Here is a 24,914-nt window from a genome sequence, read left to right on the forward strand (position 1 = left end):
GGATGGGTGGTGATCAATGGACCGACCGAAGTGATCTGAAGGCGGCGCGCAGTTCCGCTGAGAAGAGCGCCGGCTCCTCCCAGGCGGCGAAATGGCCGCCCCTGTCGACCTCGTTGAAATAGGCGAGGCCGGGGTAGACGGTCTCGACCCAGCTGCGCGGTGCAGCCCAGAGCTCGCCGGGGAACGTCGTGAAGCCGACCGGAACCGTGACCGGCGGGGGGGCCTTGCCGGATGCGTGGGCTGCTGCCACGACCCGTCCGAATTCCCAGTACCACCGAGCCGCCGAGGCGCCAGTGCCCGTCAGCCAGTACAGCATGATGTTGTCGACGATATTGTCCCGGGTCAGATTGCCCACGGGCTGTTTGTCGACGAACGCGCGGGAGAACTTGTAGTAGCTGTCCGTGTCGTGGTCGAGCATCCAGGCCGCCAGCCCGACCGGTGAGTCCAGAAGGGAGTAGCCGATCGTCTGCGGCCGGGTGGACAACTCCTGGAAGTAGGCGGAGCCGTCCGTGGTGAACCTGTTGACCGCGTCGAGGGCCGCGCGTTCCTGCTCAGACTTTGCCGGCAGGTGGTCCTTGAGGCCGACCGCCGCGAGGAACAAGTTGACGTGGATGCCGAGCAGCCCCTTGGGCGCCTGGCGGCCCATTACGTCCGTGACATCGGCGCCCACGTCGCCTCCCTGGGCGACATAGCGCGTGTAGCCGAGGCGATCCATCAGCTGCGCCCACGCGCGGGCGATGCGGCCTGAGTCCCAGCCGAGCTCGGTCGGCTCGCCGGAGAAGCCGTAGCCGGGCAAGGACGGCAGCACCAGGTGGAAGGCGTCGTCGGATGTGCCGCCGTGAGCGTTCGGGTCGGTCAGCGGGCTGACGGTCTCCAGCAGCTCGATCACCGAGCCGGGCCAGCCATGCGTCATGATAAGCGGCAACGCGTTCTCATGCCGGGATTTGACGTGGATGAAGTGGATCTTCACCCCGTCGATCTCGGTCATGAACTGCGGCAGTGCGTTCAGTCGTGCCTCGAGCCGACCGAAATCGTAGTCGGTCGCCCAGTAGCGGGCGAGTTCCTGGATTGTCGCGAGCTGTATGCCCTGCGACCGATCCCCGACGAGCTCCTTTGTGGGCCAGCGGGTCGCCGCGATGCGCCGGCGGAGGTCATCGACCACGGCTTGCGGCACCTTCACGGTGAAGGGCCGGATGGAGTGATCTGCGGCCGCCGAAGCAACCTGCACAGGCAACAGGCTGATGGCGCCTGCGGCTACTGAAGCGGCAAGAACATCTCGTCGGGTTGGCGCTGTTTTGGCCATGACATTCTCCTTGGTTTGACGCTGCGCATCGCCTGAGAGCGCACCGCGGATTTCAGATGGATTGGCGCAGCTGCCTGAAGGCGGCGCGCAGTTCGGCAGCGAAGAGTTCGGGCTGCTCCCAGGCCGCGAAGTGCCCGCCCTTGTCGACTTCGTTGAAGTAGATCAGATTCCGATAGGCGCGGCGGGCCCATGTCTCCGGCGCGCGATAGACCTCTCCCGGAAACACCGTGATCGCGACCGGAAGCGAGATGTCGCTCGTCTTCTGCGCTGCAGCGAGAATGACGCTTTGGCCACTGGTCTCCCAGTACAGCCGCGCTGCCGACGTTCCTGTATTCGTCAGCCAATACAGCGTGATGTTGTCCAGCACGTCGTCTCTGTCGAGCACACGCTCCGGCTCGCCGTTGTTGTAGTCAAGTATCCAGGCTGCCAGCCCCGCTGGCGAGTCCGCCAGGGAGTAGCCGATCGCCTGCGGCCGAGTGCCCATTATCGCGCCGTAGGCCCTGTACTTCCTGAAGAACGTGTCGAGCGAATCGAACGCTGCGCGCTCGTTCTCGGAGAGTCCCGCCGGCGCGGGCCTTCCGGCGGCGAGCGCAGCAGCCACCTCGGGCGGTATCGTCGCCGGCAGGTTGATGTGTATTCCGAGCAATTCCGCCGGCGCCTGGCGGGCCATCGCGCTCGAGACGGGGGACCCCCAGTCACCGCCCTGGGCGACGTAGCGGGTGTAGCCGAGGCGCTGCATCAGTTCCGCCCAGGCTCGAGCGATGCGCTCGGGATTCCAGCCCGTGCCGGTCGGCTTGCCCGAGAAGCCGTAACCCGGCATCGAGGGGATCACGACGTCGAATGCGTCCTCCGCCTGGCCCCCATGGGCCGTCGGATCGGTCAGCGGCCCGATGACCTTCAGCTGCTCGATGACCGAACCTGGCCAGCCGTGCGTGATGATGAGAGGCAAGGCATTGGCGTGACGGGATTTCACCTGAATGAAATGGATGTCGAGCCCGTCGATCTCGGTAATGAATTGCGGGAGAGCGTTCAGTTTCTGCTCTGCCCTGCGCCAGTTGTATTCGGTCCCCCAATAGCGCACGATCTCGCGCAGGCTCGCCAGCTTTATGCCTTGCGAGCGGTCATCGACCGTTTCCGGATCGGGCAAACGCGTCGCCGCAATGCGGCGGCGGAGTTCATCGATCTCTGTTTGAGGGATGTTGATCATAAAGGGGCGGATTGGGTCGCTCCCGGCGGCGGCGCGCAGCGTCTTTGGGAGCAGGCTGAGCGCTCCGGCGGCCGCCGCGGCGGCAAGTAATTCGCGCCGAGTGGGCGTTAACGACATTGCTGGCATCCGAGCCTCCTCTGCCTTCGATCAATTCGGGACGTGACGTACTGATCGACTGTCAGTGGCGGAAAATCTATTGCACGATGGTATCGGCAATACTTTCGTGTTGGCTTTGGTGAAGTAACGATCCAATCCGAAACCAGGCAGCCGACGTGGGCCGCGCGTGGACGTTCGCAACAGGTGTTAGCTGTCAGCTCATCTGCCGGCCAGATGGCATTTCGCCTTAACGGCGCCAGGCCATTCACTCTGAGGGACGGAGTCCAGAGTTCAAGAAGCGCTGAGCGGAGCGGTTTGGCCCACAGCGTGATGCTTGGATGAATCGATTGAAACGATTACCCAACATGTCCGTGCCGCTATCGCGAACTGATCGGCATGGTTCTCGCCGACTGCCAGAGGGCGCCGGGGCCTACATCGTCGCAGGTTCAAACACCGAGCGGAAGACGTCTTCCGCCCGATACTTGTCACTTGACATCGCCTTCGCAGGTTTCAAGCGCTCACCAAGGTGCGGCTAGCGTGTGAGTTTGAACGATTCTGGCCGACATCTGCATGGCTAAGACACGCCGTCACCCACTGGGCGTAAGCGTCAAGGAAATTGGTGAGAAATTCCAGAGTCCTCTCATCTGCCGGTGCCCCACTCTCGTCGAAGATTTCGCTAGCGTGGCTCAAGTAGGCTTCAGGTTGCTGCATGACTAGGACGTTGAGGAAAACGAACATCTGGCGGAGGTGGTGATTGGCCCCGAACCCCCCGATTGCGCCCGGCGAAGCCGTGATCACCCCACCTGGCTTTCCGTTCCACACGCTTGCCCCAAATGGACGGGACCCCACATCAATTGCGTTCTTGAGCGCTCCCGGAACGGATCGGTTATACTCCGGCGTCACGAAGAGAACGGCGTCTGCCGCTTTGATGCGTTCGCGGAATTCCTGCCACTCCGGCGGCGCGTTCTCCTCCATGTCTTCATTGTAGAACGGCAGATCAGCGATCCCGACAATCTCAAGGCTGAGTTCATTGGGTCGCAGCCGGACAAGCAGCTCGGCGATCTTCCGATTGAGCGAACCGGCGCGGAGGCTTCCCACCAGAACAGCGATTTTATGGGGCATGGTTGATCTCCTATTGGTAGCGAATTTTCCGGGGAAGGGAATTGACCCCGCTGTATCCTTGGAGTGCGGTACAGAAATCGGCTCTCAACAGAGACAAATCTATTGCTCGATAGTATCGGCGATACTATCGGATCGGTTCTGTTGCTGGGCAGCGGATGTTGAGATCTGACTGCCGGGGCGTTCACCGAACGACGAACCCGCTGGTAGGTGGCAAGCAAATGTCGGCTTCCGGCCAACCCCGGAGCGCCGGAGTCTCTCTGACGGCAGTTGCACGTCGTCAAGCGATCCCAAAGTATCGGCGACACCTTCATACAATAGACTTCATGCGGCTAGGCGATAGCGTTGGGGATCACCAGTGCGAGGAAAGAGATGCGGTGGCTTCACCATCATGACGATGCAGAATGCGCTGACACCAAGTAGGGTTCTGTTTCTTGCTACCGGCTTGGGCGGGTCACTGTTCATTGGCCTTTCGGCGCAGTTCCCGTCGACCACTATCGCCGATGTCCAAGGTGGCCTCTTTTCCACACCCGACGAGGCGTCGTGGATCTTGACGGTCTATACGATGGCCAGTTTTGCGGGGATCGTCACCTCGGGCCCTTTTATCAAATTTTTTGGCATCCGCCGATATCTCGTGGTGAGCTCTACCACCTTTGCCGTCACCGCGTTGGCCTGCACCACCGCCCCCGATCTCCAGGTGATGATCGCACTACGCACGATCCAGGGGTTTGTGGCCGGCGGTTTCGGTCCTGCGGCATTCGTCGCCGTCTTTATGGTTACGGGCGGGCCGCGCCTTCCGTTCGGCGTGACTTTGCTCGCTTTCGTGCTTCTGTTCCCCGGCTCGCTAGGACCGGTCATCGCCGGCTTTGTCGAAGACAGTTTTGGCTGGCAGACTCTGTTCGTGATCCAGGCCGGTATCGGTGCGACCTTGGCCCTCGCTGCGCACATCTGGGCGCCACATCAGGAAAGACCAGATTGGTCGGCCCTCAAGACCGATTGGTTCGCCCTGGCCCTGCTGTCGCTTGCATTGGCGACGCTAACTCTCGTCCTCAGTCAGGGCACGCGACGTTTCTGGTTCGAGAACGAAACGATCTTTTGGGGCACAACAGGTTCGATCGCCGCCTGGGCCGGATTCGGATTTCTGGTGGGGTTCTCGCCGTTGCCGATCATATCCCCCAAGCTGCTGGTCACACGAAAATTCGGAATTCCGATCGCGCTCAACCTGGTGTTTCGCGTCAGCCTGGTTGTGACCTCCTATCTCGTTCCGCAGTTCCTTGCGGTAATTCAAGGCTATCGGCCCTTAGAGATCGCTGGGCTGATGCTGTGGGCGGCAATCCCGCAGTTCGTTGCATTGCCGCTAGTCTGGCATCTCATGCATCGCTTCGAGATGCGCACGCTCATGACATTCGGCTTTGCGCTGTGCGCCGTCGGGGCCGCGTTGCTGCTCGACGGCACCGCGCTCTTCGCCGCCGATCAATTCCGTCTGACGCTCGTGGTCTTTTCGATCGGCCAATTGCTGTTTCTTGTTCCGGCCATGGTCGTCGGCACGTCAGTGCTGAAGCCTACAGACCTTCCGACGGCTTCGCTTGCTTTCAACGCAACCACGCTCGGAGGCGCCACCCTTGGCGTCGGCTTGGTGTCGCATTTCGTCGGCGAGCGTGAAAAGTTTCACTCCAACGTCATTACCGAGAAGGTTTCGCTCTATCACACCCTCGATGCCGATCGTCTGACAACCGTCGCGGGAGCGCTCGCGAACCGGCTTGTCGACGACAACGGCACGACAGCCCGCGCGGTCGCGCTCTTGTCTTCGACCGCACGACGCGAGGCGTGGGTCCTGGCGTTCAATGAGGCCTTCCTTCTGGTCGTCGCCATGTTGTTGATCGGTGCAATCGCGACCGTCGCGATCGGCCGCTCGCCACCCTTGCGGCCGCTGAGCGGTGGCGCAGGAGCGCAACCATGAATCTGCTAAGCGCCGGATTGAGCAGTCTTCTCGTAGCAGGAGCCGTGTTCGCCGCTGCGGCGACTTCGTTACAGCCGGGCCGATGGCTCACGGTTCTCAGTTCGACGTCGACCGACAATGCTTATGTGCGCGGTGATGTCACGCCCATCAGTCCGAAGGTCGGCGGCTACATCATCGAGGTCGCTGTGAGTGATAACCAGGCAGTGAAAGCTGGGGACATCCTGTTCCGGATTGATGACCGCGACTATCGCGCTCGGGTTGACAAAGCTGCAGCCGGAGTGGCCATGCAGCGCGCCTTGCTCGCCAATCTATCGAGCCGGATCGACTTGCAGCGCGTTGTTACTGAACAGGCAATCGCCGCTCTACAAGGCGCCGAAGCCGACGCCAACCGCGCCGCGCGCGATTTCGAGCGTGCTCAGAAACTGACCACAGGCGGTTGGGCCTCGCAGTCAATAAGCGACCAAACGGAGGCGGACCATCTACGGGCGCGCGCGAAGATCGCCGAATTCCAGGCAAACCTGGCTGCGGCTCGGCAGCAGATGCAGGTGCTCGAGACCCAGCGCCCGCAGATCGAGGCCGACATCGCCGCAGCGACGGCGGCTCTTGAGCTGGCCGAGATCGAACTTGAAAGTACCATGGTGCGGTCGCCCGCTGACGGTTGGGTGAGTGAACGCCAGGCCCGGGTCGGGCAATACGTCCGCGCAGGTACCCTGCTGGTTGCGGTCGTGCCCCGAAATTTCTGGGTCACAGCCAATTTCAAGGAGACGCAGATTGCGGGGCTGCGGGTTGGAGACTGTATGGCGATCTCGATCGACGCCATCCCCGGGAGAGAATTCGAGGGGCGCGTCGAGAGTCTGTCGCCGGCCAGTGGGGCGCAGTTCGCGCTCTTGCCGCCCGACAACGCAACCGGTAATTTCACCCGCATCGTCCAGCGTATACCGGTCAAGATCACCTTCGATCCAGGGCAACCCGAACTCGATCGTCTGCGGCCCGGCATGTCGGCTCTGGTGGTTTTGTCCTCCGGAACCCAAGACCTGACCATTGCGCGGGTTGGTGCTTCCAAGCGCTAAGGCTGCTCCCCCGATGTTTGGTCGCCAATGGCTGCTCCGGTCGGCACTTGCCGTGTATTCTTGATACCCGTACCTCCCGTCGGACCGCCCGCTGGTCATGCAAGCCGATGCGAAAGTATCGCCAACACCTTCGTGCAATAGCATAGTGGCAGCTGTTGTTGCATCTGTTGTGCAAAGGCTGATCATCCGCCTTGGCAACCCCGTGACGTCCCGCGAAATTTGGACCCAACGTCGAAATCATGGAGCAGGTGATGAAATACGCAAAGACCAAGGAAGCGGTCAGCAAGCTCACGCCGGCGCAGTATCGCGTAACCCAGGAGCATGGAACTGAGCGCCCCTTCACAGGGGAGTATCATGACAACAAGGAGCCGGGCATTTATGTCGACGTCGTTTCCGGCGAACCGCTGTTTTCCTCTACCGACAAGTTCGACTCCGGAACCGGCTGGCCGAGTTTCACGACACCGATCGAGGCGGCAAACGTCAACGAACTGCGAGACGACTCGCATGGTATGATCCGCACCGAAGTTCGCTCGGTGCATGGCGACAGTCATCTTGGCCATCTCTTTCCCGACGGTCCCGAAGACCAGGGTGGGTTGCGCTACTGCATCAATTCCGCGGCGTTGCGCTTCATTCCGCGCTACGAAATGGAGGCCGAGGGCTACGGCGCCTACCTCAACTTCGTAAAGGGAGATCTAGAATGACCGAGAAAGCTGTTCTGGCGGGCGGTTGCTTCTGGGGCATGCAGGACCTGATCCGCAAGCTGCCAGGCGTCGTCCGCACCCGCGTCGGATATACCGGCGGCGACGCGCCCAACGCGACCTACCGCAATCACGGCAACCATGCCGAGGGCATAGAGATCATCTTCGACCCATCGAAAATCAGCTATCGTCGAATACTGGAGTACTTCTTCCAGATTCATGATCCCACCACGAGGGACCGACAAGGCAACGACTACGGAAGTTCCTACCGGTCCGCGATCTACTACGCGGACGATGAGCAGAGGCGGATAGCCGAAGACACTATCGCAGATGTGGACGCTTCGGGATTGTGGCCAGGCAAAGTGGTGACCGAGGTGGAGCCGGCGGGAGACTTCTGGGAAGCGGAGCCGGAGCACCAGGACTACCTGGAGCGCTACCCCGGCGGCTACAGTTGCCACTACCCGCGCTCGGACTGGGTGCTGCCCCGGCGGGCCGCGGCCGAATAGCCGGGCAAGCTCGTCTGCATCCGTAAATAACGGGGAGCCGATACACATTCCGTCGTGCCTCGTCCATGCGGCCGGTTCTGATCGAAGGCATTCAGGCAAGAGGTTTGCAGCAGGCCGAGTTCCACTTCTCGCCTACAAGCACACCAGCAGAGCTCATCGGATTATCAAACGAGAGGCAAGGTTAAAGGCAGAGATGACCAAAGCAGATGAGCTCTCGGCTTTCCTCGACAGTCTTGGAAGACTTCCCAATGGCTTCGCACGGGGCAGCTATGGCGGATCGGCCTATGGTGTCACCATCGACCGGTCGACTGGCTGCACGAGACTGTTCGCCCGTGAACTCGGGGGCCGCGACATCGTCAGCTTCAATCTCTATCATACCCCGGCGGGCGAGGTTCACCTGCGGCCGTGCGAAATGTCTTCGGCCAAGGTGATCGACTTCGTCCGCGGCTTCTCCGCAAACTCAGCGGGGGCGATTCCGGTTGCCAAATGAGCGAACTCCTCATGAACATATCCGGGTCGAGCCTTGCGGAAGCAAGCAAGGATACTTGGGCGGGTATTGCTTTACTTGGGGTGTTGGGATTTGTCCTCGGCTTCGCCCTTAACCAGGGATCGATCTGCACAGTCATTGCCACGAGGGAATTGGTCTCGGAGAAGAGGCCGGCGCGATTCATCGTGCTCGTCGAGGGCGCCGTGTTGGCAGCGCTCGTCTACGCAATCCTCAAAGCGTCGCCGATGATGCCGCAAGGTTGGTTGCCACTCATCTATCTGGTTCCGGCAACCATGTTGTTCGGGCTTGGTACGTATCTGAACGGTGCATGCGTGTTCGGGTCGGTTGGGCATATAGGAAATGGCGAAATTGACTTCGGATTCGCGTTTCTCGGCATCCTTGCGGTGTTTTACGCCGAATCTCTGTTCGACCTGGTTCCGGATCAGCCGCCTACAAGTGCTTCGCTGCCGGTTGGGCCGGCGCTTATCGCACTTGCACTGTTGGCCGTTCTGGCGCTGAGGTTCGGTGTATCACGAAGGTCCGATTCCAACTTCATGCGGCTGACCCTGTCGATGGGAGCGATCGGGATCACCTTTACGCTGGTGGCAATTTTCGAACCCGGGTTCTCGATCACAGCACCGATCGGATCGGTCGTTTCGATACCTGTCGCTGGCGCCGTGATCTCTGTCTGCATGTTCGCGGGCAGCTTTGCTTCCGCAAGATTTATGAAGCGGCGCTTCACGCTGAAATGGCCGACAGTCAAGCCTGCAGTCCGGAGAACACTTGCGGGTATCCTTATGGGATCGGGTGCGCTGCTTATTCCCGGCGGGAACGATACGCTGCTGATGATTGGTTTGCCCATGGGAGCATGGCAGGCCGTGCTTGCTTATGTACTTTTCGCTGCGACGCTCGCCGTTCTCATCGCCAAATTCGGTTCCATGGCAAAGCCTTGGTCATGACGTGTCCCTATTACCTCGCCGAATGATGTGGGGGATCAAAGCCGCGCGCGCGCATGTCGTACGTTTCCGCCAGGGGCTCGATCGTGTGTCAGCCATGAGCGCGATCTTGGCGGGCGCCGAACTACCCTACAACAGCCCCGACTCGAGCGAACGTGACTGAACCAAAGGAGCAGGAGCTCAATCCGTAAGAGTGGCCAAGTTGTCGAGCCATAGTGGCTGCGGTGAGGAGTCCGCAGACTAAATCGCAGACAAATTAGGTGATTTTAGTCTGCGGCGTGCTGCTAAGTCATTGAAACAATGGCGCGCCCGAAGAGATTCGAACTCCTGACCCCCAGATTCGTAGTCTGGTGCTCTATCCAGCTGAGCTACGGGCGCGCAACAGGCCATGCTTTGCATGGCCCGCGATCCGATCCTTAACGACCGGCCGCGATGTGACGTGTTCCCTAGCGACTGAATTTCCGAAAAGCAAGCCGATCCGGCAAAAGTTTTGTTGTTCGTGCCTTGACGAGGATCGGGCGGCGCAGGATCAGGCCGGGCGGCGCAGGCCGTTGCGGGCCTGGTCGAGCCGGACCGGCTGGTCGGGAATGGTTACCGCGAAGGTGGTGCGGCCGCCTCTGCTTTCGACAAGCTCCACCGTGCCGCCATGGGCGCGGATCAATTCGTAGGCGATTGCCAGGCCGAGCCCGGTGCCGCCGCTGCGGGCCGAGCCGCGGAACGCCGCGAACAGGTTCTCGCGCGCTTTCGGCGGCAGGCCGGGGCCGGTGTCGGTGACGGTGATGCGGCTGACGCTGCCGACGCGCTCGGCCGAGACTGCCAACCGGCGCACCACCGCACTTTCCGCGTCCGCCGCCATCGCCTGCACGGCGTTGCGGCAAAGATTGGTGAGCACGCGAAAAAGCTGATCGGAATCGGCATCCACCTCGAAAGCCAGATCGACGGCATTGACGAATTCGATGCCGCCTTCGGTGTCGAGCAGGCCGTGGACGTCGTCGACCAGTTGGCGCAGCCTAAGCCTGCGGCGCGAGGGCGGCGGCTCCTGGGTGCGGCCATAGGCGAGCACACCTTCTGAATAGGACACGGCACGATCGAGCGCCCGCAGCAGTTTCGGCGCGAAGGCCTGCACGGTCGGGTCCTTGACCTGGCGCAGACGATCCGACATCAGCTGCGCCGACGCCAGGATGTTGCGCATATCATGGTTGATCTTCGACACGGCGAGGCCAAGGTCGGCGAGATGCTTCTGCTCGGCGAGCATCTTTTGCAGCCGCTCCTGCATCTGCGAGAGCTCGCGCTCTGCAACGCCGATCTCGTCGGCGCGGGCAGCAGGGCGGATGATCCGCCCGGGGTCGTCGGGCGCCTCGGAGAAGGCCAGCATCGAGCGCGTCATCGTCCGGATCGGGCCGATCATGATCAGGTCTATGGCGGCATAGACCAGCATAGCGGTGAACAGCGAGATCAGCAGCGAGACGAAGGCGACGTTGCGCGAATAGATGAGCATGGCATCGCGCAGGCTGTAGTCGGGCATGATCAACTCGAATTCCTTGTCGCTGTCGCCGACCGGGCCAAAAACGCGCAGCATCCGCTCGCCGCCGAAAAACAGCGTGCCCAAAGCGCCGGTCATGCCCTCGACCAGGCCGATATTGGCGATGTCGATATGTTCATCGACGTGTGGCGGCATCTCAGCCACGACCAGAAGCCGCGAGACACCACCGTCGCGCACGGCGATCGCCTTGGCGCCGATCGCCATCAGCACGTCGTTCTGGGCGGCGCGGGACAGCGAGGCGGGCTCTCCCTGCACCAGCACGATCGAGACAGCCGCAGCGGTGCTCAGCCTCTCCTTCAGCCAACTCAGCCGGTAGCTGGCGATCCAGGGCAGAAAGATAAGGACCTCGGCCAGGAGCACGAAGATGATGGTGAGCAGCAGGAGCTTTGTCGACAATCCACGCGACAAAGGCACCCTCCGGGCGGCCGCGGTCGCCCGATCGGTCCTTTCCTCCGCGGATGGGATTTCACTCATGCTGCTTTTTCTTCACGATCGCTTGATCAAACGAGATTAGGCCATTGCGGCTTTTTTGCCAATTTCATCCTTCGTCCCAATACGGGATGATACCGCCAAGACTTCGACCACCACACTTTAGCCAATCGGCTGAGGCGCCGGATGTCGGCGCCGGATTGACTTCCAAAACCCTTCTTTCTATAAGCCCGCTCACGCTCGGGCCATTCGTCCCGGCGCGGTTTCGATCGCGCCAAAGCCGGCCCGGCAAAGCTCCTGTTACAGAGTGACAGAATCAAGAAGGGCCGCACCCCGCGGTATTAAAACAAATGAAGCGTACTTACCAACCGTCCAAACTCGTCCGCAAACGTCGGCACGGTTTTCGTGCCCGCATGGCCACCAAGGGTGGTCGTGGCGTCGTCGCAGCCCGCCGCAACCGCGGTCGCAAGCGGCTCAGCGCCTGAACGGAAGACGAGATCGTTGCCCGCAACCGGCAAGCCAGTGGGAGCACATCCCAAGCGGCTTCTGAAACGCGCGGAATTCCTGGCTGTCCGGCGTGGCGAGAAGCGCCGCGGGCGGCTTTTTCTCGTCGAGGTTCTGGGCCGCAGCGACGCAGAGGCGCCTCGCATCGGCTACACGGTCACCAAGAAGGTCGGCAATGCAGTCGTCCGCAACCGCATCCGGCGGCGGCTGAGAGAAGCCGTGCGCACGCATGCCGCGGGTGACATGGAGCCTGGCAATGACTATGTCATCGTCGGGCGCGAAGATGTGCTTACCATTCCGTTCGGCCAGTTGAAGGCCGAACTCTCCCGCAGACTGCGCGGAACACGATAGGCCAAGGCGATGGAAAACAACCGGAACTTCTTCATCACCATCGCGCTGTCGGTGCTGATCCTGTCGCTTTGGCAGTATTTTTACGTGATGCCTTACAGCGAGGCGCAACGCGAGGCGGCCCGTATACAAGAGCAGCGGATTGCGGAGCAGAAGAAGGCGGCCGAAGGCGCCAGTCCGGGCAGCAGCGAAACGCCGGTGCCGCAGCAAGGCGCGATTCCTAATGCACCCAATGCACCGGGGACCGATGGCGCGACGCCTGCCGGCCGCGAGCAGGCGCTGGCGTCGACGAAGCGCGTCAGGATCGACACGCCGAGCCTGGAGGGCTCGATCAATCTCACCGGCGCCCGTCTGGACGACCTCAAGCTCAAGCACTACACGCTGACGGTCGACAAAAACTCGCCCGAGATCGAACTGCTCAACCCGGCAGCGCTGCCCACTGGCTACTATGCCGAGATCGGATTTGTCGGCAGCGACAAGACCGGCACGGTGCCGGGCCCGGAAACCGTGTGGACCGTCGATGGCAATGCGAGGCTGACGCCGGCGACCCCGGTTACGCTGAGCTTCACCAACGACAAGGGCCTGACCTTCAAGCGCACCTTCACCGTCGACAGCGACTATATGTTCACGGTCTCGGACACGGTGCAGAATTCAGGCTCAACCCCAGTCACCCTGTCGAATTACGGCCGCGTCACCCGCTTCGACAAGCCTGCCGTTGCCAGCATCTATGTGCTGCATGAAGGGCTGATCGGCGTCACCGGCACGGAAGGCCTGCAGGAACACAAATACGCGGCCGTCGAGGAGGACAAGCAGTACACGCCGGGCAAGTCGACCGATGGCTGGCTGGGCATCACCGACAAATACTGGGCGGTGACGCTGGTGCCGACCGAGAAGCAGCCGTTCCAGCCGCGTTACGCTTATTTCGAGGACGGCCGCCCGCGCTACCAAGCCGACTTCCTCACCGACCCGATCACCGTTGATGCCGGCCAGTCGGCGACGGTCGAGACCGAAATCTTCGCCGGCGCCAAGGAAGTCGCCAAGGTCAACGCCTATGCGGAAGATCGCCATATCAGGCTGTTCGACCGTTTGATCGACTGGGGATGGTTCATCTGGATCACCAAGCCGATGTTCTACCTGATCGACACTATGTACAAATTCTTCGGCAATTTCGGCCTGGCGATCCTGGCCACCACCGTCGTCGTCAAGGCCGTCTTCTATCCGCTCGCCAACAAGTCCTACGCGTCGATGGCGAACATGAAGAAGGTGCAGCCCAAGATGCTCGAGATCCGCGAGAAATACGCGGACGACAAGATGAAGCAGCAACAGGCGATGATGGAGCTCTACAAAACCGAGAAGATCAATCCGCTCGCCGGCTGCTGGCCGGTGGCGCTGCAGATTCCGGTCTTCTTCGCGCTCTACAAGGTGCTCTACATCACCATCGAGATGCGGCACGCACCGTTCTTCGGCTGGATCCAGGATCTGGCGGCGCCCGACCCGACCTCGATCTTCAACCTGTTCGGCCTCATTCCGATCGCTCTGCCGGACATGCTGATGATCGGCGTTTGGCCGCTGATCATGGGCCTGACCATGTTCCTGCAGATGCGCATGAACCCGACGCCGCCGGACCCGACACAGGCCATGATCTTCACCTGGATGCCGGTGGTCTTCACGTTCATGATGGCCGGTTTTCCGGCCGGCCTCGTGATCTACTGGGCCTGGAACAATCTGCTTTCGATCATCCAGCAAGGCGTGATCATGAAGCGGCAGGGCGCCAAGATCGAATTGTGGGACAATCTGGTCGCGCTGTTCCGGAAGAAACCGTCGCCGGCGGAATAGAAGGCGCTCGCTTTTTGTGAATCCAGAAAAGCCCCGGACCGGGGCTTTTTTGTTGGGACGAGCCGAGCCGCCGGCGAGCGGCGAAACCCGTCGGCCCGGCGGTAGACGCCGCCGCGACACATCCCTATAAGCTCGCTGTCGTTTCAGGAGCGCTCCGTCGATGAACAGGTAAGGATGATCCGCTGCGCACGCGGTTGGCTGCCGGGCGGATCGCGCTATTTTGACCTTGCCTGTTTTTCGTCGATGGAGCCACACCATGATCGGACCCAACCCCAACATCAAGCACCCGATCCCGATGCATACCCGCGTCGGTTTCCTGAAGGGACTGGTCACGGCGCCGAACATCGAGATCGGTGACTTCACCTATTATGACGATCCGGACGGGCCGGACAAATTCGCCGAGCGGTGCGTGCTGCATCATTATCCATTCATTGGCGACCGGCTGATCATCGGCAAGTTCTGCGCCATCGCCGAGGGCGCGCGCTTCATCATGAACGGCGCCAATCATGCCATGTCCGGCTTTTCGACCTATCCGTTCAACATCTTCGGTCATGGCTGGGAAGAGGGTTTCGACCCGGCTACCTGGTCGAAGGAATTGCGCGGCGACACAGTGCTCGGCAATGATGTATGGATCGGCATGGAAGCGGCGATCCTGCCCGGCGTGACGATCGGCCATGGCGCCATCGTTGCGGCAAAATCGGTGGTGACGCATGACGTGCCACCCTATGCGATCGTCGCCGGCAATGCGGCCAAGGTGGTGAAGATGCGGTTCGACGACAGGACCATCTGGCGGCTTTTGGCGGCGGCGTGGTGGGATTGGCCGGTGGAAAAGATCAGCCGCAACCTCAATGCCATTCGTGGCGCCGATATTTCTCTTCTGGAGGCAGCGGTTTGAACGCGTTGAACAAGACCGTGATCGGCATCGAGCTGTTCACGCGGCCGTGGATCTTCATCCGCGGCGTGCCGGCAATGAAGTTCCTGCCGCCGGAGGGGCCGCCGGAGATCGCCTTTGCCGGCCGCTCGAATGTCGGCAAATCGTCGCTGATCAACGCCCTGGTCAATCAGAAGGGGCTGGCGCGCACGTCCAACACGCCGGGGCGGACGCAGGAACTCAATTATTTCGTTCCGGGTGGATTTTCCGGCGAAGGCGCCGACCTGCCGCCGATGGCGCTGATCGACATGCCGGGCTACGGCTACGCCACCGCGCCCAAGGAGAAGGTCGACAACTGGACGAAACTCGTCTTCGACTATCTCAAGGGCCGGGTCACGCTGAAGCGGGTCTATGTGCTGATCGACGCCCGCCATGGCATCAAGGCCAAGGATGACGAAGTGCTGTCGCTGCTCGACAAGGCGGCGGTCTCCTACCAGATCGTGCTGACCAAGACCGACAAAATCAAGGCGTTCGGCGTGCCGCGTTTGATCGAAGAGACACTGCAGAAGATCAAGAAGCGGCCGGCCGCGTTTCCGTTCGTTCTCGCCACGTCGTCGGAAAAGAGCGAGGGCCTTGAGGAATTGCGCGCGGCGATCGTGCTGGCGGCCAATGGCGGCTAATGCATGTCGCGCAAAAGTGTGCAGCGGTTTTGCGATAACGACATGCATAAAACAACAACCTAAAGCGCGTCGCGTCAGGCCGGTCAAACGCGACGCGCTTTTAGGACTTTGCCTCTAGTGCTATCGTCTGGGTGCTTTCTTCCGTAGCAAGCCTTTCTGTGCCGTAGGCCTTCAGGAACATGCCGACGCCCGACCTGACGATGTGGTCGATTTCATCCGGGCTCGGCGCTTTGGTGCGGTAGGCGAATATGCACTGGCGGAAGAGACCTGCCAGGCACAGTTCGGTGAACTGATAGGCGGCAAGGTCGACATCGTCGATCTTGAGCAGGCCGCGTTCGACGGCGGCATTGAGAAAAACAACGACCTTGTCGTGGCCGCGTTTCGGGCCGCGTTCGTAAAAACGCGCGCCAAGTTCGGGAATCCTGTCGGACGCGCCGATTACCGTGCGCTGCGCCTGGATGACCTTGGCCGAGGTGATCTTGAGGGACAGCACCTTGCCGAACTTCACCAGCGTCTCGCGAAGGTCGTCGGCGCGGTCGAGCATATCGTACATGTTCTTGAAGATCGTGCCGCGCTCTTCCTCGATCAGCGCCTCGAACAGTTCTTCCTTGTTGGCGAAATAGACATAGATCGTGCCCTTGGAGACGCCGGCCTCGCGGGTGATGTCGTTCATCGACGCCGCTTCGAAGCCCTTGTCGATGAAGACGCGGCGCGCGCCCTCGATGATCTGGCTGCGCTTGACCGGGTCCTGTCCCGCCGCGGGGCGGCCGCGACGCAGGCCATCCAGCAGATCGCACTGGTCCTTGTCGGGTTCGGTCATAGTGTCACACCTCGAAAAATTTTCGAACCGATCGGTTCGATCACACTTGATATGGGCCGCTCTCCGCGCTAAGTCAATGTTCGCATCGAACCGAACGGTTCAGTCTTACTGATTGTTTCCAGAGAGATGCCCAGTTTCCAGAGAGATGCCAAGAGAGATCCCCATGTCCTCGAACGCGACCCCCACCGCCGAAGTCCGTCCCTTCCCCAACGCCAAGATCGCGCCAGCAACCGAAGCGCCGAACGCACCGACTGAGCCGGCAATAAGTCCTCAGGCCGAGGCGCCGACGAAAAAGAAACGTTCGGCACGCTCCCTTCTGTTGCCGATCATCGCGCTTGGCTTGCTGGGCGCAGCTGCCTGGTATGGCTACGATTACTGGACCGACGGGCGCTTCATGATCTCAACCGACGACGCCTATGTCCAGGCCGACATGGCATTCATTTCGCCGAAAATTTCCGGCTATGTCGATCAGGTCAAGGTGACCGAGAACCAGCAGGTCAAGGCCGGCGACCCGCTACTGGTCGTCGACAATGGCGACTACAAAATAGCGGTCGCCCAAGCCGAGGCGCAGATCGCCACCTTGAGCAAGACGCTCGACCGTATCGAGGCCCAGACCGAGGCGGCGCGTGCATCGCTCGAGCAGGCGCAGGCGCAGAAGACCGCCGACCAGGCCGCCGCCGCCAATGCGGCGCGTGTTCAAACGCGCGCCGCCCAATTGCTCAAGACCCATGTCGGCACCCAGGCCCAGCTGGATGATGCCCAGACCGCGGTCGAGCAGGCCAATGCCGCCCTGGTGGGTGCCGACGCCCAGATCGCCGCGGCGCAGGCCAATATCGGTGTGCTTCAGGCGCAGCGCGCGGAGACGGCGAGCACGCTGGCGTCGCTGCAGCTTGCCCGGGACAAGGCCGCGCGGGACCTGTCCTTCACCGTGCTGCGTGCGCCCTATGACGGTGTGGTCGGCAACCGCTCGGTCGAGCAGGGCGACCTGATCAGCCCCGGACAGAAGCTCGCCGTCATCGTGCCGATGGACAAGCTCTACATCGTCGCCAATTTCAAGGAGACTCAGCTTGCCCGGCTGGTACCCGGCGAAAAGGTCCGGATATCGGTCGACGCGATCGACGGCCAGGATTTCGAAGGCACCGTCTCGTCCCTGGCGCCGGCATCCGGCGCGGTGTTCTCGCTGCTGCCACCGGAAAACGCCACCGGCAATTTCACCAAGGTCGTGCAGCGCGTCCCGGTTCGCATCGACGTGCCGGCGGATGTGCTGAAGACAGGCAAGCTGCGCGCCGGCCTCAGCGTCGTCGTGGCCGTCGACAGCCGCACCGCACCGGCCACGTCGAACTGAGCGGCCGCTTGGGAGCACTGGCATGGCAACCGCGACCTTGACAGCAGGATCGCCGCCAGCGACGCCGGCTGCGCCTGACACGATTTCCACACGCCGCATCATCGCCTTCCTGGCGATGGTGTTCGGCATGTTTATGGCGATCCTCGACATCCAGATCGTTTCGGCCTCGCTGGCCGAGATCCAGGCGGGCTTGAGCGCCAGCTCCGACGAAATCCCGTGGGTGCAGACTGCCTATCTGATCGCCGAAGTCATCATGATCCCGCTGTCCGGTTTTCTCAGCCGGATGCTGTCGACGCGCGTGCTGTTCACCGTCTCCGCGGCTGGCTTCACCGCGGCCAGCGCGCTGGCGGCGACCGCCACCAACATCGACCAGATGATCGTCTACCGCGCCATCCAGGGCTTCATCGGCGGCGGCATGATCCCGAGCGTGTTCGCTGCCGCCTTCACCATTTTCCCGCCGTCGCGCCGCGCCATGGTGTCGCCGATGATCGGCCTGGTGGCGACGCTGGCGCCGACCATCGGCCCGACCGTCGGCGGCTATATAAGCCATGCCACGTCATGGCACTGGCTGTTCCTGATCAATGTGGTGCCCGGCATCCTGGTGACCGCCGCGGCGTGGTCGCTGATCGACTTCGACAAGCCCAATCTCAGCCTGTTCCGCAAGTTCGACTGGTGGGGCCTTGCCGGCATGGCGGCTTTCCTCGGCTCGCTGGAATACGTGCTCGAGGAAGGTCCTAACAACGACTGGCTTCAGGACCAGGCCGTGTTCATCTGCGCCACCCTGATGACGGCCGGCGCCGTGCTGTTCTTCTGGCGCGCCTTCACCGCCGAGGAGCCGATTGTCGATTTGAAAGCCTTCACCAACGTCAACTTCGCTTTCGGCTCGCTGTTCTCCTTCGTCATCGGCATCGGTCTCTACGGTCTGACCTATCTCTATCCGGTATATCTCGGGCGTATCCGCGGCTACGATTCCCTGATGATCGGCGAGGCGCTGTTCGTCAGCGGCCTGGCGATGTTCGTCACCGCGCCCATTTCCGGCATCCTGTCGCGCAAGATGGATCCGCGGCTGATGATGATGATCGGCTTCTTCGGCTTCGCCGCAGGCACCTGGCGCATGACCTATCTGACCGCCGACTGGGATTTCTGGGAGCTTTTGGTGCCGCAGATCCTGCGTGGTGCCTCGATGATGCTGTGCATGGTGCCGATCAACAACATCGCACTGGGAACACTGCCGCCTGACCGGCTTAAGAATGCTTCCGGCCTGTTCAATCTCACCCGCAATCTCGGTGGCGCCGTCGGCCTTGCCGTCATCAACACCGTGCTGATCGACCGCAACGCATTCCACTACGCAAGGCTGGCCGAGCATGTGCAATGGGGCAGTGCCGAGGCGCAAACCAAGCTGCAGAACATCACGCTCGACTTCCAGCAGAATGCCGGCCTGGACGCGTCCAAGGCGGCGATCTCGAAGCTGTCTGCTATGGTCCAGCAGCAGGCTTCGCTGCTGTCCTTCATGGACGTGTTCTATCTCTTGACGGCGCTGTTCGCCACGCTGGCGATCTTCACCATGGTCATCCGCAAGCCGGCAGAGCAGGCTGGCGGAGGTGGCGGACATTGATCGTGCAACTTTGCGCGTCCAAAAAGACGCGCGGCGCTCTAATGCATGTCGCGCAAAAGTGCGCAGCGGTTTTGCGATAACGACATGCATAAGACAACAACCTAAAGCGCGTCGCGTGAGGCCGGTCAAACGCGAGCGCTTTAGGTCAGGCGGTGGCGGGTTTGAAGGTCAAGGCGACGCCGTTGATGCAATGACGCAGGCCGGTCGGCGGCGGACCATCGTCGAAGACATGGCCGAGATGACCACCGCAACGGCGGCAATGGACCTCGGTTCGGGTCATGCCGAGAGACCTGTCCACGGTCTTGCCGACGGCGTTGGGAAGCTCCTGCCAGAAGCTCGGCCAGCCGGTGCCGGAATCGAACTTCGTCTCAGAGGAATAGAGCGGCAGGTCGCAGCCGGCACAGGCGAAGATGCCTTTGCGGTGCTCGTTGAGCAGCGGGCTGGTGCCGGGATATTCGGTGCCTTCCTTGCGCAGCACATTGAAGGCCGCATCGGACAGGATGGCGCGCCACTCGGCCTCGGTCTTGGTGACCTCGAAGGTTTCGGCGGCGTGCGCATCCTGCGGCCGGCCCATGTGCAGCGTTGCGGCCGTGCCTGCCAACAATGCCACAGCGGCGGCACCGCTCCAAAGAAAGTCGCGCCGGATCATCACCATTCCTCCTCTGTCCATTGCCAAATTCGACCGTCACATGGAAATCAAAAGCTAGTGACGGCCAGCTCCTGACACCCGGCATTCCGCACCTGCCCCACGCCTACAGCGGACGGCGCGGATTGTACGCTTGTCGATTGCGCGGGTCACGCAAGCGGAACCCGCGCACTCGGCATGGAACCTCAGCCATATCTTCGCTGGCGACGACCGCTTTGTTACATCTTCGGCAGGAGAACCTTGTCGATGACGTGGATAACGCCGTTCGACTGCTCGACATCGGCAACCGTCACATTGGCGACATTGCCGTTCTCGTCCGTCGCGGTGACCTTGCCGTCGTCGGCCTTGAGCGTCAGTTCGCAGCCGCCAACCGTCTTGACCTTATGCGCGCCACCATCGTCCATGGCCATCTTGGCGACGTCGGCGGCCATCGCCTTGGCACCGATGACATGGCAGGTCAGGATCTTGACCAGCTTGTCCTTGTTTTCGGGCTTGAGCAGCGTGTCGACGGTGCCGGCCGGAAGGGCAGCAAAGGCCTCGTTGGTCGGCGCGAACACAGTGAAGGGACCGGCACTCTGCAGCGTGTCGACGAGACCACCGGCCTTGACGGCTGCAACCAGCGTCGTGTGATCCTTCGAGTTGACGGCGTTCTCGACGATGTTCTTGGTGGCATACATGGCGGCGCCGCCGACCATCGGATTCTGGGCATAGGCGGCAGTGGCGAGCGCGGAAACGGCGACCGTGCCGGCAAGCAAAAGGGTGGCGAATTTACGCATGATCTCAATCTCCTCGGGTTTGTCGTTCCCCTCTTTGGGGCGCAAGCAGATACGGAAGATGAGTGTTTGAGTTTCGACGTTCGGGAAAAAATTTAGTTTTTCGCAATTCGAGCGGGGGTTTTCAAAGGGTTAGCCGTTCAAGGATGTATTCTTACGGGCCAACGCCATCACAGGCGATAAATTTGACATCTTCTGGAAAGCAGATAGGTGGCGATCAGATGCTCTTCAAATCGCCCGCAGCGACCACAGGGCCGGTCGGCTGACCTGTCGGCGAACCGCCGGCCGGTTCGAGGCTGACCGCAAGCACGGCGCCCTGTGCAAGCTTTTCCTGCACGGCCGGCGCAATGGTCATATGGGCGATCTGACCGGCCGGGATGATGCCCATCGAGACCGGAGCATTCTTGCCCTCGATCATCCACAGTTCGAAATCCTTGCCGGCGGCACGCTCACCGGAGACATGCGACAGGCCGATCTTGCGATGGGCAGCGTCATAGACGGCAAGATATCTGACGTCGCTGCCGTCAGCGGTCAGTGATGCGACAAGCTGCGGCGGTTCGAGCGGCGGGTTGAGGTAAGGCACGGCGATGGTGATCGCCAGCGCTGCGACAGAAGCGGCAGCAAGACCGCGCCAGAAGGCAAGGCTCGACCAGAGGCCGAAGCGAGGTTCTGCCACGAACAGCCGGCGATCCAATGCCTCCTTGACCCTGATCGGCGGCTCTGTCTCCGGATAGGCGGCGGCCATCGGCGAAAAACGCGCCTCCCAGGCATCGACAAGGCGCGCGAAAGTGGCGTCTGCGTCGATACGGCGTGACGCAATCTCGCGTTCGTCCGCGTCCAGCACACCAAGAACGTATTCGGCGGCGAACAGGTCGTCGCCCCCAGGTTTCGGTCCGTCATCCTGTGCCAGCGTCATCTTTCCAGACACTCTCTGAGCTTCAACAGGCTGCGCCGCAGCCAGGTCCGCATCGTGTTCAGCGGCACGCCATGGCGTACGGCCAGTTCGGCATAGCTTTCGCCCTGGAGATAGGCGCCCCGGACGGCCGCCGCCCGGTCCTTTTCCAATTCATCGAGACAACGATAGATGCGCTCCGATTCACCGCCCGCAACAACCGCAGCCTCCGGTCCCGGTGCCGGATCGGCCACCTCGAGCGCAGCATCGATATAGGTGGCAGGCTCTCGCCGCGCCCTTATCCGATCGATCGCATGATTGCGCGCAATGGCCACCAGCCAGGAAATCGGGCTTAGCTCCGAGACGGCGAAACGGTCCGCCTTCGTCCATATCTTGACGAAGACCTCCTGCAGCGCCTCTTCTGCCTCTCCCCGGTCCTTCAATACACGAAGGCAGACGCCGAAAAGTTTCGCGCTGGTCTGCCGGTAGAGCAGATCGAACGCAGCCCGGTCCTTCATCGAAGTCCGGACCATCAGGTTGCTGATGTCCTGCGGCGTCATCGGCTGCCAAATTAGGCAATTGCAATGTATTTGCAACGGCGAAGCGTTCTTGTGCACCGGGAGCGTCGTCGACTTCGATTGCCAAGAAAATCCGCAACCGCTAGCCTTCTCATAGGGGGAGAGCGGCAATGTCGGTTGAACGGGTCTTGTGGGAGCACGACGCAACCGGGCTTGCCAGCTTGGTGCGCAAGGGCGAGATCGCGCCGCAGGAGCTCGTCGATGCGGCGATTGCGCGAGCCGAGGCCACCCGCCCGGACATCAACGCCATCGCCGAGCCGCTTTACGAGGCGGCGCGGACGCGGGCGAAAACCATCGACCGCAAGCTGCCGCTGGCCGGTGTGCCCTTTGCACTGAAGGATCTCGGTATCGCCATGAAAGGCGTGCCTACGCATGGCGGCAGCCGCATTCCGGCTTCGTTGCCGATTTCGATTCGGTGATGACCGAACGCCATCTGGCGGCCGGCCTTGTCCCGATCGCCACCAGCACCTCGCCCGAACATGGGCTGAGGCTGATGACCGAATCCGCCGCTTTCGGCATCACCCGCAATCCGTGGAATACGGCGCATACCAGCGGCGGCTCGTCTGGAGGTGCGGCGGCGCTGGTCGCGGCCGGTGTCGTGCCGGTGGCACATGCTTCGGATGGCGGCGGCTCGATCCGCGTTCCCGCCGCCTGCACCGGGCTGGTCGGACTGAAAACCTCGCGCGGCCGCGTGCCGCTGTCGCCGCTCGTCACCGAAGGCTGGTACGGTCTGGTCGTCGACCACGCCGTTGCCCGCTCGGTCCGGGATTCGGCCTTGCTGCTCGACCTAACCCATGGACCCGATCCGCTGTCACCGTATGCGGCGCCGCCGCCGAGAGGAACTTTTGCCGCCGCAGCAGTGCGTGACCCCGGCAAGCTGAAACTGGCCGTCTACCGGAAATCGCCGCTCGGCCTGCCGATATCGGCCGAGACGCTGACGGCGCTGGACACCGCTGTGGCATTGGCGCGCGAAGGTGGCCACACGATCGAGGAGATCGATCTCCCCTATATCGGTCGCGACTTCATCGCCGATTTCGCCAGGACGGTGGCTGCGGCAGTCGCCGGCGCGATGCGCATTGAGGTCTTGCGTGTCGGCCGCTCCGTTTCGGGCGACGTCGAGCGCGCCACCCGTCTGATGAGCCGCTTCGGCGAGATCGTCTCGGCCGGCGAGATCTATGCCGGCCTGCAGCGGCTGCATGCCACGTCGCGCCGCCTGATCACCGAGACCGCGCCGTACGATGCCGTGCTGATGCCGGTTATCGCCCATCCGCCGCTCGCCTGCGGGGCCATGGACCCGAAGGGCGCCGACGCGTTCATAGAGGACGTCCTCGACAGGCTGCGCCTCGCCCGTCTGCTGAAGTTCAAGCCGCTGTTCGGCCAGTTGATGGACAAAAGCCTGTGGTTCACGCACTGGCCGGCGATCCAGAACGTCAGCGGCCAGCCGTCGATCGCGCTGCCTGTTCACGTCACCGATGCCGGCCTGCCGCTCGGCATCCAGGCCGCCGGCCGACCCGGCGATGAGGAGACCTTGTTGTCCTTCGCCGCGCAAATGGAGAAGATTTCGGGATGGCAGGCGCGGCGGGCACCGCTGCGGATGCCGGCATAAAGCGGGCCGATTCACCTGATGTGACAGCAAAGCCGTTTGCCCCCTGCTCCAATTCCCGCTAAGACGCCGCCGTTCATGCCAAGCTGGGAACCATGCCGATGACGGACGTCGCCGCCACCGCCGAAATGCAGGCCGCGCTGCTTTCGAGGGCACTGCCCTACATGCAGCGCTACGAAAACAAGACGGTCGTGGTGAAATATGGCGGCCACGCCATGGGCGATATTGCGCTCGGCAAGGCCTTCGCCCGCGACATCGCGCTGCTGAAACAATCGGGCGTCAATCCGATCGTCGTCCATGGCGGCGGGCCGCAGATCGGCGCCCTGCTAAGCAAGATGGGCATCGAATCGAAGTTTGAGGGCGGCCTGCGCGTCACCGACCAGAAGACGGTCGAGATCGTCGAAATGGTGCTGGCCGGCTCGATCAACAAGGAAATCGTGGCGCTGATCAATGCCGAGGGCGAATGGGCCATCGGCCTGTGCGGCAAGGACGGCAACATGGTTTTCGCCGAAAAGGCACGCAAGACCTTGATCGACCCGGACTCCAATATCGAGCGCGTGCTCGATCTCGGCTTTGTCGGCGAACCGGTCGAGGTCGACCGCACGTTGCTCGACCTTCTGGCGCGCTCCGAAATGATCCCGGTGCTGGCGCCTGTGGCGCCCGGCCGCGACGGCCATACCTACAACATCAATGCCGACACCTTTGCCGGCGCCATCGCCGGCGCCTGCCAGGCGACACGCCTTCTGTTCCTCACCGACGTGCCCGGCGTGCTCGACAAGAACAAGAAGCTGATCGATGAGCTGACCGTGGCCGAGGCCAAGGCCTTGATCAGGGACGGCACGGTGTCGGGCGGCATGATCCCCAAGGTCGAGACCTGCATCGAGGCGATCGAGCGCGGCGTTGAAGGCGTCGTCATCCTCAACGGCAAGACGCCGCATTCTGTACTGCTCGAACTGTTTACCGAACACGGCGCCGGCACGCTGATCGTGCCGTGAGCGCAGGCTGACAGCTTGTCGGCCAGAAATCCAG

The 24,914-nt window shown here is 61.9% G+C and carries 25 protein-coding genes and 1 tRNA gene; 16 read left to right on the forward strand and 10 right to left on the reverse strand.

Annotated elements, in window-relative coordinates; genetic code table 11:
- Nucleotides 1–13: 13 nt before the first annotated feature.
- The 3 genes from A9K68_RS02395 to A9K68_RS02405 all read right to left on the reverse strand — a co-directional run bounded on the left by A9K68_RS02395 (nucleotide 14) and on the right by A9K68_RS02405 (nucleotide 3,728).
- The gene (locus A9K68_RS02395; protein WP_065011595.1) at nucleotides 14–1,303 is read right to left on the reverse strand and encodes an epoxide hydrolase family protein; all 1,290 of its coding nucleotides are present in this window, start codon (nucleotides 1,301–1,303) and stop codon (nucleotides 14–16) included.
- 52 nt (nucleotides 1,304–1,355) lie between these two features.
- Nucleotides 1,356–2,636, reverse strand: coding sequence for an epoxide hydrolase (locus A9K68_RS02400; RefSeq protein WP_065011596.1), 1,281 nt, complete (start codon nucleotides 2,634–2,636; stop codon nucleotides 1,356–1,358).
- 480 nt (nucleotides 2,637–3,116) lie between these two features.
- Complete coding sequence (locus A9K68_RS02405) at nucleotides 3,117–3,728, reverse strand: NAD(P)H-dependent oxidoreductase (RefSeq protein WP_082982712.1); 612 nt, start codon at nucleotides 3,726–3,728, stop codon at nucleotides 3,117–3,119.
- Nucleotides 3,729–4,122: 394 nt separating this feature from the next.
- Between A9K68_RS02405 and A9K68_RS02410 the strand changes: the two genes are divergently transcribed.
- The 6 genes from A9K68_RS02410 to A9K68_RS02435 all read left to right on the forward strand — a co-directional run bounded on the left by A9K68_RS02410 (nucleotide 4,123) and on the right by A9K68_RS02435 (nucleotide 9,405).
- Complete coding sequence (locus A9K68_RS02410; RefSeq protein WP_246811282.1) at nucleotides 4,123–5,685, forward strand: MFS transporter; 1,563 nt, start codon at nucleotides 4,123–4,125, stop codon at nucleotides 5,683–5,685.
- Nucleotides 5,682–6,755 (forward strand): HlyD family secretion protein, encoded by a 1,074-nt coding sequence (locus A9K68_RS02415; protein ID WP_065011598.1) that lies wholly within the window; start codon nucleotides 5,682–5,684, stop codon nucleotides 6,753–6,755. Before A9K68_RS02410 ends, A9K68_RS02415 begins: the two co-directional genes overlap by 4 nt.
- Before the next feature lie 251 nt (nucleotides 6,756–7,006).
- Nucleotides 7,007–7,456 (forward strand): peptide-methionine (R)-S-oxide reductase MsrB, encoded by a 450-nt coding sequence (msrB, locus tag A9K68_RS02420; protein WP_065011693.1) that lies wholly within the window; start codon nucleotides 7,007–7,009, stop codon nucleotides 7,454–7,456.
- Complete coding sequence (gene msrA, locus A9K68_RS02425; RefSeq protein WP_065011599.1) at nucleotides 7,453–7,959, forward strand: peptide-methionine (S)-S-oxide reductase MsrA; 507 nt, start codon at nucleotides 7,453–7,455, stop codon at nucleotides 7,957–7,959. The genes msrB (A9K68_RS02420) and msrA overlap by 4 nt, the downstream gene beginning before the upstream one ends.
- Nucleotides 7,960–8,152: 193 nt before the next feature.
- Nucleotides 8,153–8,449 carry a hypothetical protein gene (locus A9K68_RS02430; protein WP_065011600.1) on the forward strand — a complete coding sequence of 99 codons (297 nt, stop codon included), beginning with the start codon at nucleotides 8,153–8,155 and terminating at the stop codon, nucleotides 8,447–8,449.
- The gene (locus A9K68_RS02435) at nucleotides 8,446–9,405 is read left to right on the forward strand and encodes a YeeE/YedE thiosulfate transporter family protein (RefSeq protein ID WP_065011601.1); all 960 of its coding nucleotides are present in this window, start codon (nucleotides 8,446–8,448) and stop codon (nucleotides 9,403–9,405) included. The genes A9K68_RS02430 and A9K68_RS02435 overlap by 4 nt, the downstream gene beginning before the upstream one ends.
- 298 nt (nucleotides 9,406–9,703) lie before the next feature.
- Here the strand turns inward: A9K68_RS02435 and A9K68_RS02440 are convergent.
- Together A9K68_RS02440 and A9K68_RS02445 are read right to left on the reverse strand one after the other, a co-directional pair.
- Nucleotides 9,704–9,780 (reverse strand) — tRNA-Arg (locus A9K68_RS02440).
- A gap of 151 nt (nucleotides 9,781–9,931) precedes the next feature.
- Complete coding sequence (locus A9K68_RS02445) at nucleotides 9,932–11,419, reverse strand: HAMP domain-containing sensor histidine kinase (protein ID WP_065011602.1); 1,488 nt, start codon at nucleotides 11,417–11,419, stop codon at nucleotides 9,932–9,934.
- Nucleotides 11,420–11,724: 305 nt separating this feature from the next.
- Between A9K68_RS02445 and rpmH the strand changes: the two genes are divergently transcribed.
- From rpmH to yihA, 5 genes are all read left to right on the forward strand, one after another.
- Nucleotides 11,725–11,859, forward strand: coding sequence for a 50S ribosomal protein L34 (rpmH, locus tag A9K68_RS02450; protein WP_008833937.1), 135 nt, complete (start codon nucleotides 11,725–11,727; stop codon nucleotides 11,857–11,859).
- Between the two features lie 16 nt (nucleotides 11,860–11,875).
- Nucleotides 11,876–12,229, forward strand: coding sequence for a ribonuclease P protein component (gene rnpA / locus A9K68_RS02455; protein ID WP_065011694.1), 354 nt, complete (start codon nucleotides 11,876–11,878; stop codon nucleotides 12,227–12,229).
- Between the two features lie 9 nt (nucleotides 12,230–12,238).
- Nucleotides 12,239–14,062, forward strand: a complete 1,824-nt coding sequence (gene yidC, locus A9K68_RS02460; protein ID WP_065011603.1) for a membrane protein insertase YidC — start codon at nucleotides 12,239–12,241, stop codon at nucleotides 14,060–14,062.
- 256 nt (nucleotides 14,063–14,318) lie between these two features.
- Nucleotides 14,319–14,957, forward strand: a complete 639-nt coding sequence (locus A9K68_RS02465; RefSeq protein ID WP_065011604.1) for a CatB-related O-acetyltransferase — start codon at nucleotides 14,319–14,321, stop codon at nucleotides 14,955–14,957.
- Entirely contained in the window at nucleotides 14,954–15,613 is a 660-nt protein-coding gene (yihA, locus tag A9K68_RS02470) for a ribosome biogenesis GTP-binding protein YihA/YsxC (protein ID WP_065011605.1), read from the forward strand. Before A9K68_RS02465 ends, yihA begins: the two co-directional genes overlap by 4 nt.
- A gap of 100 nt (nucleotides 15,614–15,713) precedes the next feature.
- Here yihA and A9K68_RS02475 read toward each other — a convergent pair whose 3' ends face one another.
- The gene (locus tag A9K68_RS02475) at nucleotides 15,714–16,433 is read right to left on the reverse strand and encodes a TetR/AcrR family transcriptional regulator (protein ID WP_065011606.1); all 720 of its coding nucleotides are present in this window, start codon (nucleotides 16,431–16,433) and stop codon (nucleotides 15,714–15,716) included.
- A 163-nt stretch (nucleotides 16,434–16,596) separates the two neighbouring features.
- On the opposite strand from A9K68_RS02475, the gene A9K68_RS02480 reads away from it, so the two are divergent.
- Nucleotides 16,597–17,778, forward strand: a complete 1,182-nt coding sequence (locus tag A9K68_RS02480; protein WP_065011607.1) for an HlyD family secretion protein — start codon at nucleotides 16,597–16,599, stop codon at nucleotides 17,776–17,778.
- Nucleotides 17,779–17,800: 22 nt separating this feature from the next.
- Complete coding sequence (locus tag A9K68_RS02485; RefSeq protein WP_065011608.1) at nucleotides 17,801–19,393, forward strand: DHA2 family efflux MFS transporter permease subunit; 1,593 nt, start codon at nucleotides 17,801–17,803, stop codon at nucleotides 19,391–19,393.
- A gap of 145 nt (nucleotides 19,394–19,538) precedes the next feature.
- On the opposite strand, the gene msrB (A9K68_RS02490) is transcribed toward A9K68_RS02485, so the two are convergent.
- The 4 genes from msrB (A9K68_RS02490) to A9K68_RS02505 form a co-directional block, all read right to left on the reverse strand.
- On the reverse strand, nucleotides 19,539–20,042 hold the full coding sequence (gene msrB, locus A9K68_RS02490; protein ID WP_065011696.1) for a peptide-methionine (R)-S-oxide reductase MsrB: 504 nt from the start codon (nucleotides 20,040–20,042) through the stop codon (nucleotides 19,539–19,541).
- Between the two features lie 215 nt (nucleotides 20,043–20,257).
- Nucleotides 20,258–20,815 carry a fasciclin domain-containing protein gene (locus A9K68_RS02495; protein ID WP_065011697.1) on the reverse strand — a complete coding sequence of 186 codons (558 nt, stop codon included), beginning with the start codon at nucleotides 20,813–20,815 and terminating at the stop codon, nucleotides 20,258–20,260.
- A gap of 214 nt (nucleotides 20,816–21,029) precedes the next feature.
- Entirely contained in the window at nucleotides 21,030–21,728 is a 699-nt protein-coding gene (locus A9K68_RS02500) for an anti-sigma factor (RefSeq protein ID WP_082982713.1), read from the reverse strand.
- Nucleotides 21,725–22,264 (reverse strand): sigma-70 family RNA polymerase sigma factor, encoded by a 540-nt coding sequence (locus tag A9K68_RS02505; RefSeq protein ID WP_065011610.1) that lies wholly within the window; start codon nucleotides 22,262–22,264, stop codon nucleotides 21,725–21,727. Before A9K68_RS02505 ends, A9K68_RS02500 begins: the two co-directional genes overlap by 4 nt.
- A 128-nt stretch (nucleotides 22,265–22,392) precedes the next feature.
- Here A9K68_RS02505 and A9K68_RS32225 point away from each other — a divergent pair, with 128 nt between their 5' ends.
- The 3 genes from A9K68_RS32225 (at nucleotide 22,393) to argB (ending at nucleotide 24,880) form a co-directional block, all read left to right on the forward strand.
- Nucleotides 22,393–22,701, forward strand: coding sequence for an amidase family protein (locus A9K68_RS32225; protein ID WP_281409495.1), 309 nt, complete (start codon nucleotides 22,393–22,395; stop codon nucleotides 22,699–22,701).
- The gene (locus A9K68_RS02510; protein ID WP_281409496.1) at nucleotides 22,701–23,888 is read left to right on the forward strand and encodes an amidase; all 1,188 of its coding nucleotides are present in this window, start codon (nucleotides 22,701–22,703) and stop codon (nucleotides 23,886–23,888) included. Before A9K68_RS32225 ends, A9K68_RS02510 begins: the two co-directional genes overlap by 1 nt.
- 98 nt (nucleotides 23,889–23,986) lie before the next feature.
- A complete protein-coding gene (gene argB / locus A9K68_RS02515; protein WP_029347289.1) occupies nucleotides 23,987–24,880 on the forward strand; it encodes an acetylglutamate kinase in 894 nt (297 codons plus the stop codon).
- Nucleotides 24,881–24,914 lie beyond the last annotated feature (34 nt).

The sequence above is a fragment of the Mesorhizobium sp. AA22 genome (genome assembly GCF_001672375.2).
In the GTDB taxonomy this organism is placed as follows: domain Bacteria; phylum Pseudomonadota; class Alphaproteobacteria; order Rhizobiales; family Rhizobiaceae; genus Mesorhizobium; species Mesorhizobium wenxiniae.

Bases quoted from the DNA above. Each gene is read 5' to 3' on its own strand.
- A9K68_RS02415 (WP_065011598.1), top strand. From the start codon at position 5,682: ATGAATCTGCTAAGCGCCGGATTGAGCAGTCTTCTCGTAGCAGGAGCC.
- A9K68_RS02505 (WP_065011610.1), bottom strand. From the start codon at position 22,264: ATGACGCCGCAGGACATCAGCAACCTGATGGTCCGGACTTCGATGAAG.
- A9K68_RS02500 (WP_082982713.1), bottom strand. From the start codon at position 21,728: ATGACGCTGGCACAGGATGACGGACCGAAACCTGGGGGCGACGACCTG.
- msrB (WP_065011693.1), top strand. From the start codon at position 7,007: ATGAAATACGCAAAGACCAAGGAAGCGGTCAGCAAGCTCACGCCGGCG.
- A9K68_RS02485 (WP_065011608.1), top strand. From the start codon at position 17,801: ATGGCAACCGCGACCTTGACAGCAGGATCGCCGCCAGCGACGCCGGCT.
- A9K68_RS02400 (WP_065011596.1), bottom strand. From the start codon at position 2,636: ATGCCAGCAATGTCGTTAACGCCCACTCGGCGCGAATTACTTGCCGCC.
- rpmH (WP_008833937.1), top strand. From the start codon at position 11,725: ATGAAGCGTACTTACCAACCGTCCAAACTCGTCCGCAAACGTCGGCAC.
- A9K68_RS02495 (WP_065011697.1), bottom strand. From the start codon at position 20,815: ATGCGTAAATTCGCCACCCTTTTGCTTGCCGGCACGGTCGCCGTTTCC.
- A9K68_RS02465 (WP_065011604.1), top strand. From the start codon at position 14,319: ATGATCGGACCCAACCCCAACATCAAGCACCCGATCCCGATGCATACC.
- A9K68_RS02395 (WP_065011595.1), bottom strand. From the start codon at position 1,303: ATGGCCAAAACAGCGCCAACCCGACGAGATGTTCTTGCCGCTTCAGTA.
- msrA (WP_065011599.1), top strand. From the start codon at position 7,453: ATGACCGAGAAAGCTGTTCTGGCGGGCGGTTGCTTCTGGGGCATGCAG.
- A9K68_RS02510 (WP_281409496.1), top strand. From the start codon at position 22,701: ATGACCGAACGCCATCTGGCGGCCGGCCTTGTCCCGATCGCCACCAGC.
- argB (WP_029347289.1), top strand. From the start codon at position 23,987: ATGACGGACGTCGCCGCCACCGCCGAAATGCAGGCCGCGCTGCTTTCG.
- A9K68_RS32225 (WP_281409495.1), top strand. From the start codon at position 22,393: ATGTCGGTTGAACGGGTCTTGTGGGAGCACGACGCAACCGGGCTTGCC.
- A9K68_RS02445 (WP_065011602.1), bottom strand. From the start codon at position 11,419: ATGAGTGAAATCCCATCCGCGGAGGAAAGGACCGATCGGGCGACCGCG.
- A9K68_RS02435 (WP_065011601.1), top strand. From the start codon at position 8,446: ATGAGCGAACTCCTCATGAACATATCCGGGTCGAGCCTTGCGGAAGCA.
- A9K68_RS02475 (WP_065011606.1), bottom strand. From the start codon at position 16,433: ATGACCGAACCCGACAAGGACCAGTGCGATCTGCTGGATGGCCTGCGT.
- A9K68_RS02480 (WP_065011607.1), top strand. From the start codon at position 16,597: ATGTCCTCGAACGCGACCCCCACCGCCGAAGTCCGTCCCTTCCCCAAC.
- A9K68_RS02405 (WP_082982712.1), bottom strand. From the start codon at position 3,728: ATGCCCCATAAAATCGCTGTTCTGGTGGGAAGCCTCCGCGCCGGTTCG.
- A9K68_RS02430 (WP_065011600.1), top strand. From the start codon at position 8,153: ATGACCAAAGCAGATGAGCTCTCGGCTTTCCTCGACAGTCTTGGAAGA.
- yidC (WP_065011603.1), top strand. From the start codon at position 12,239: ATGGAAAACAACCGGAACTTCTTCATCACCATCGCGCTGTCGGTGCTG.
- A9K68_RS02410 (WP_246811282.1), top strand. From the start codon at position 4,123: ATGCAGAATGCGCTGACACCAAGTAGGGTTCTGTTTCTTGCTACCGGC.
- msrB (WP_065011696.1), bottom strand. From the start codon at position 20,042: ATGATCCGGCGCGACTTTCTTTGGAGCGGTGCCGCCGCTGTGGCATTG.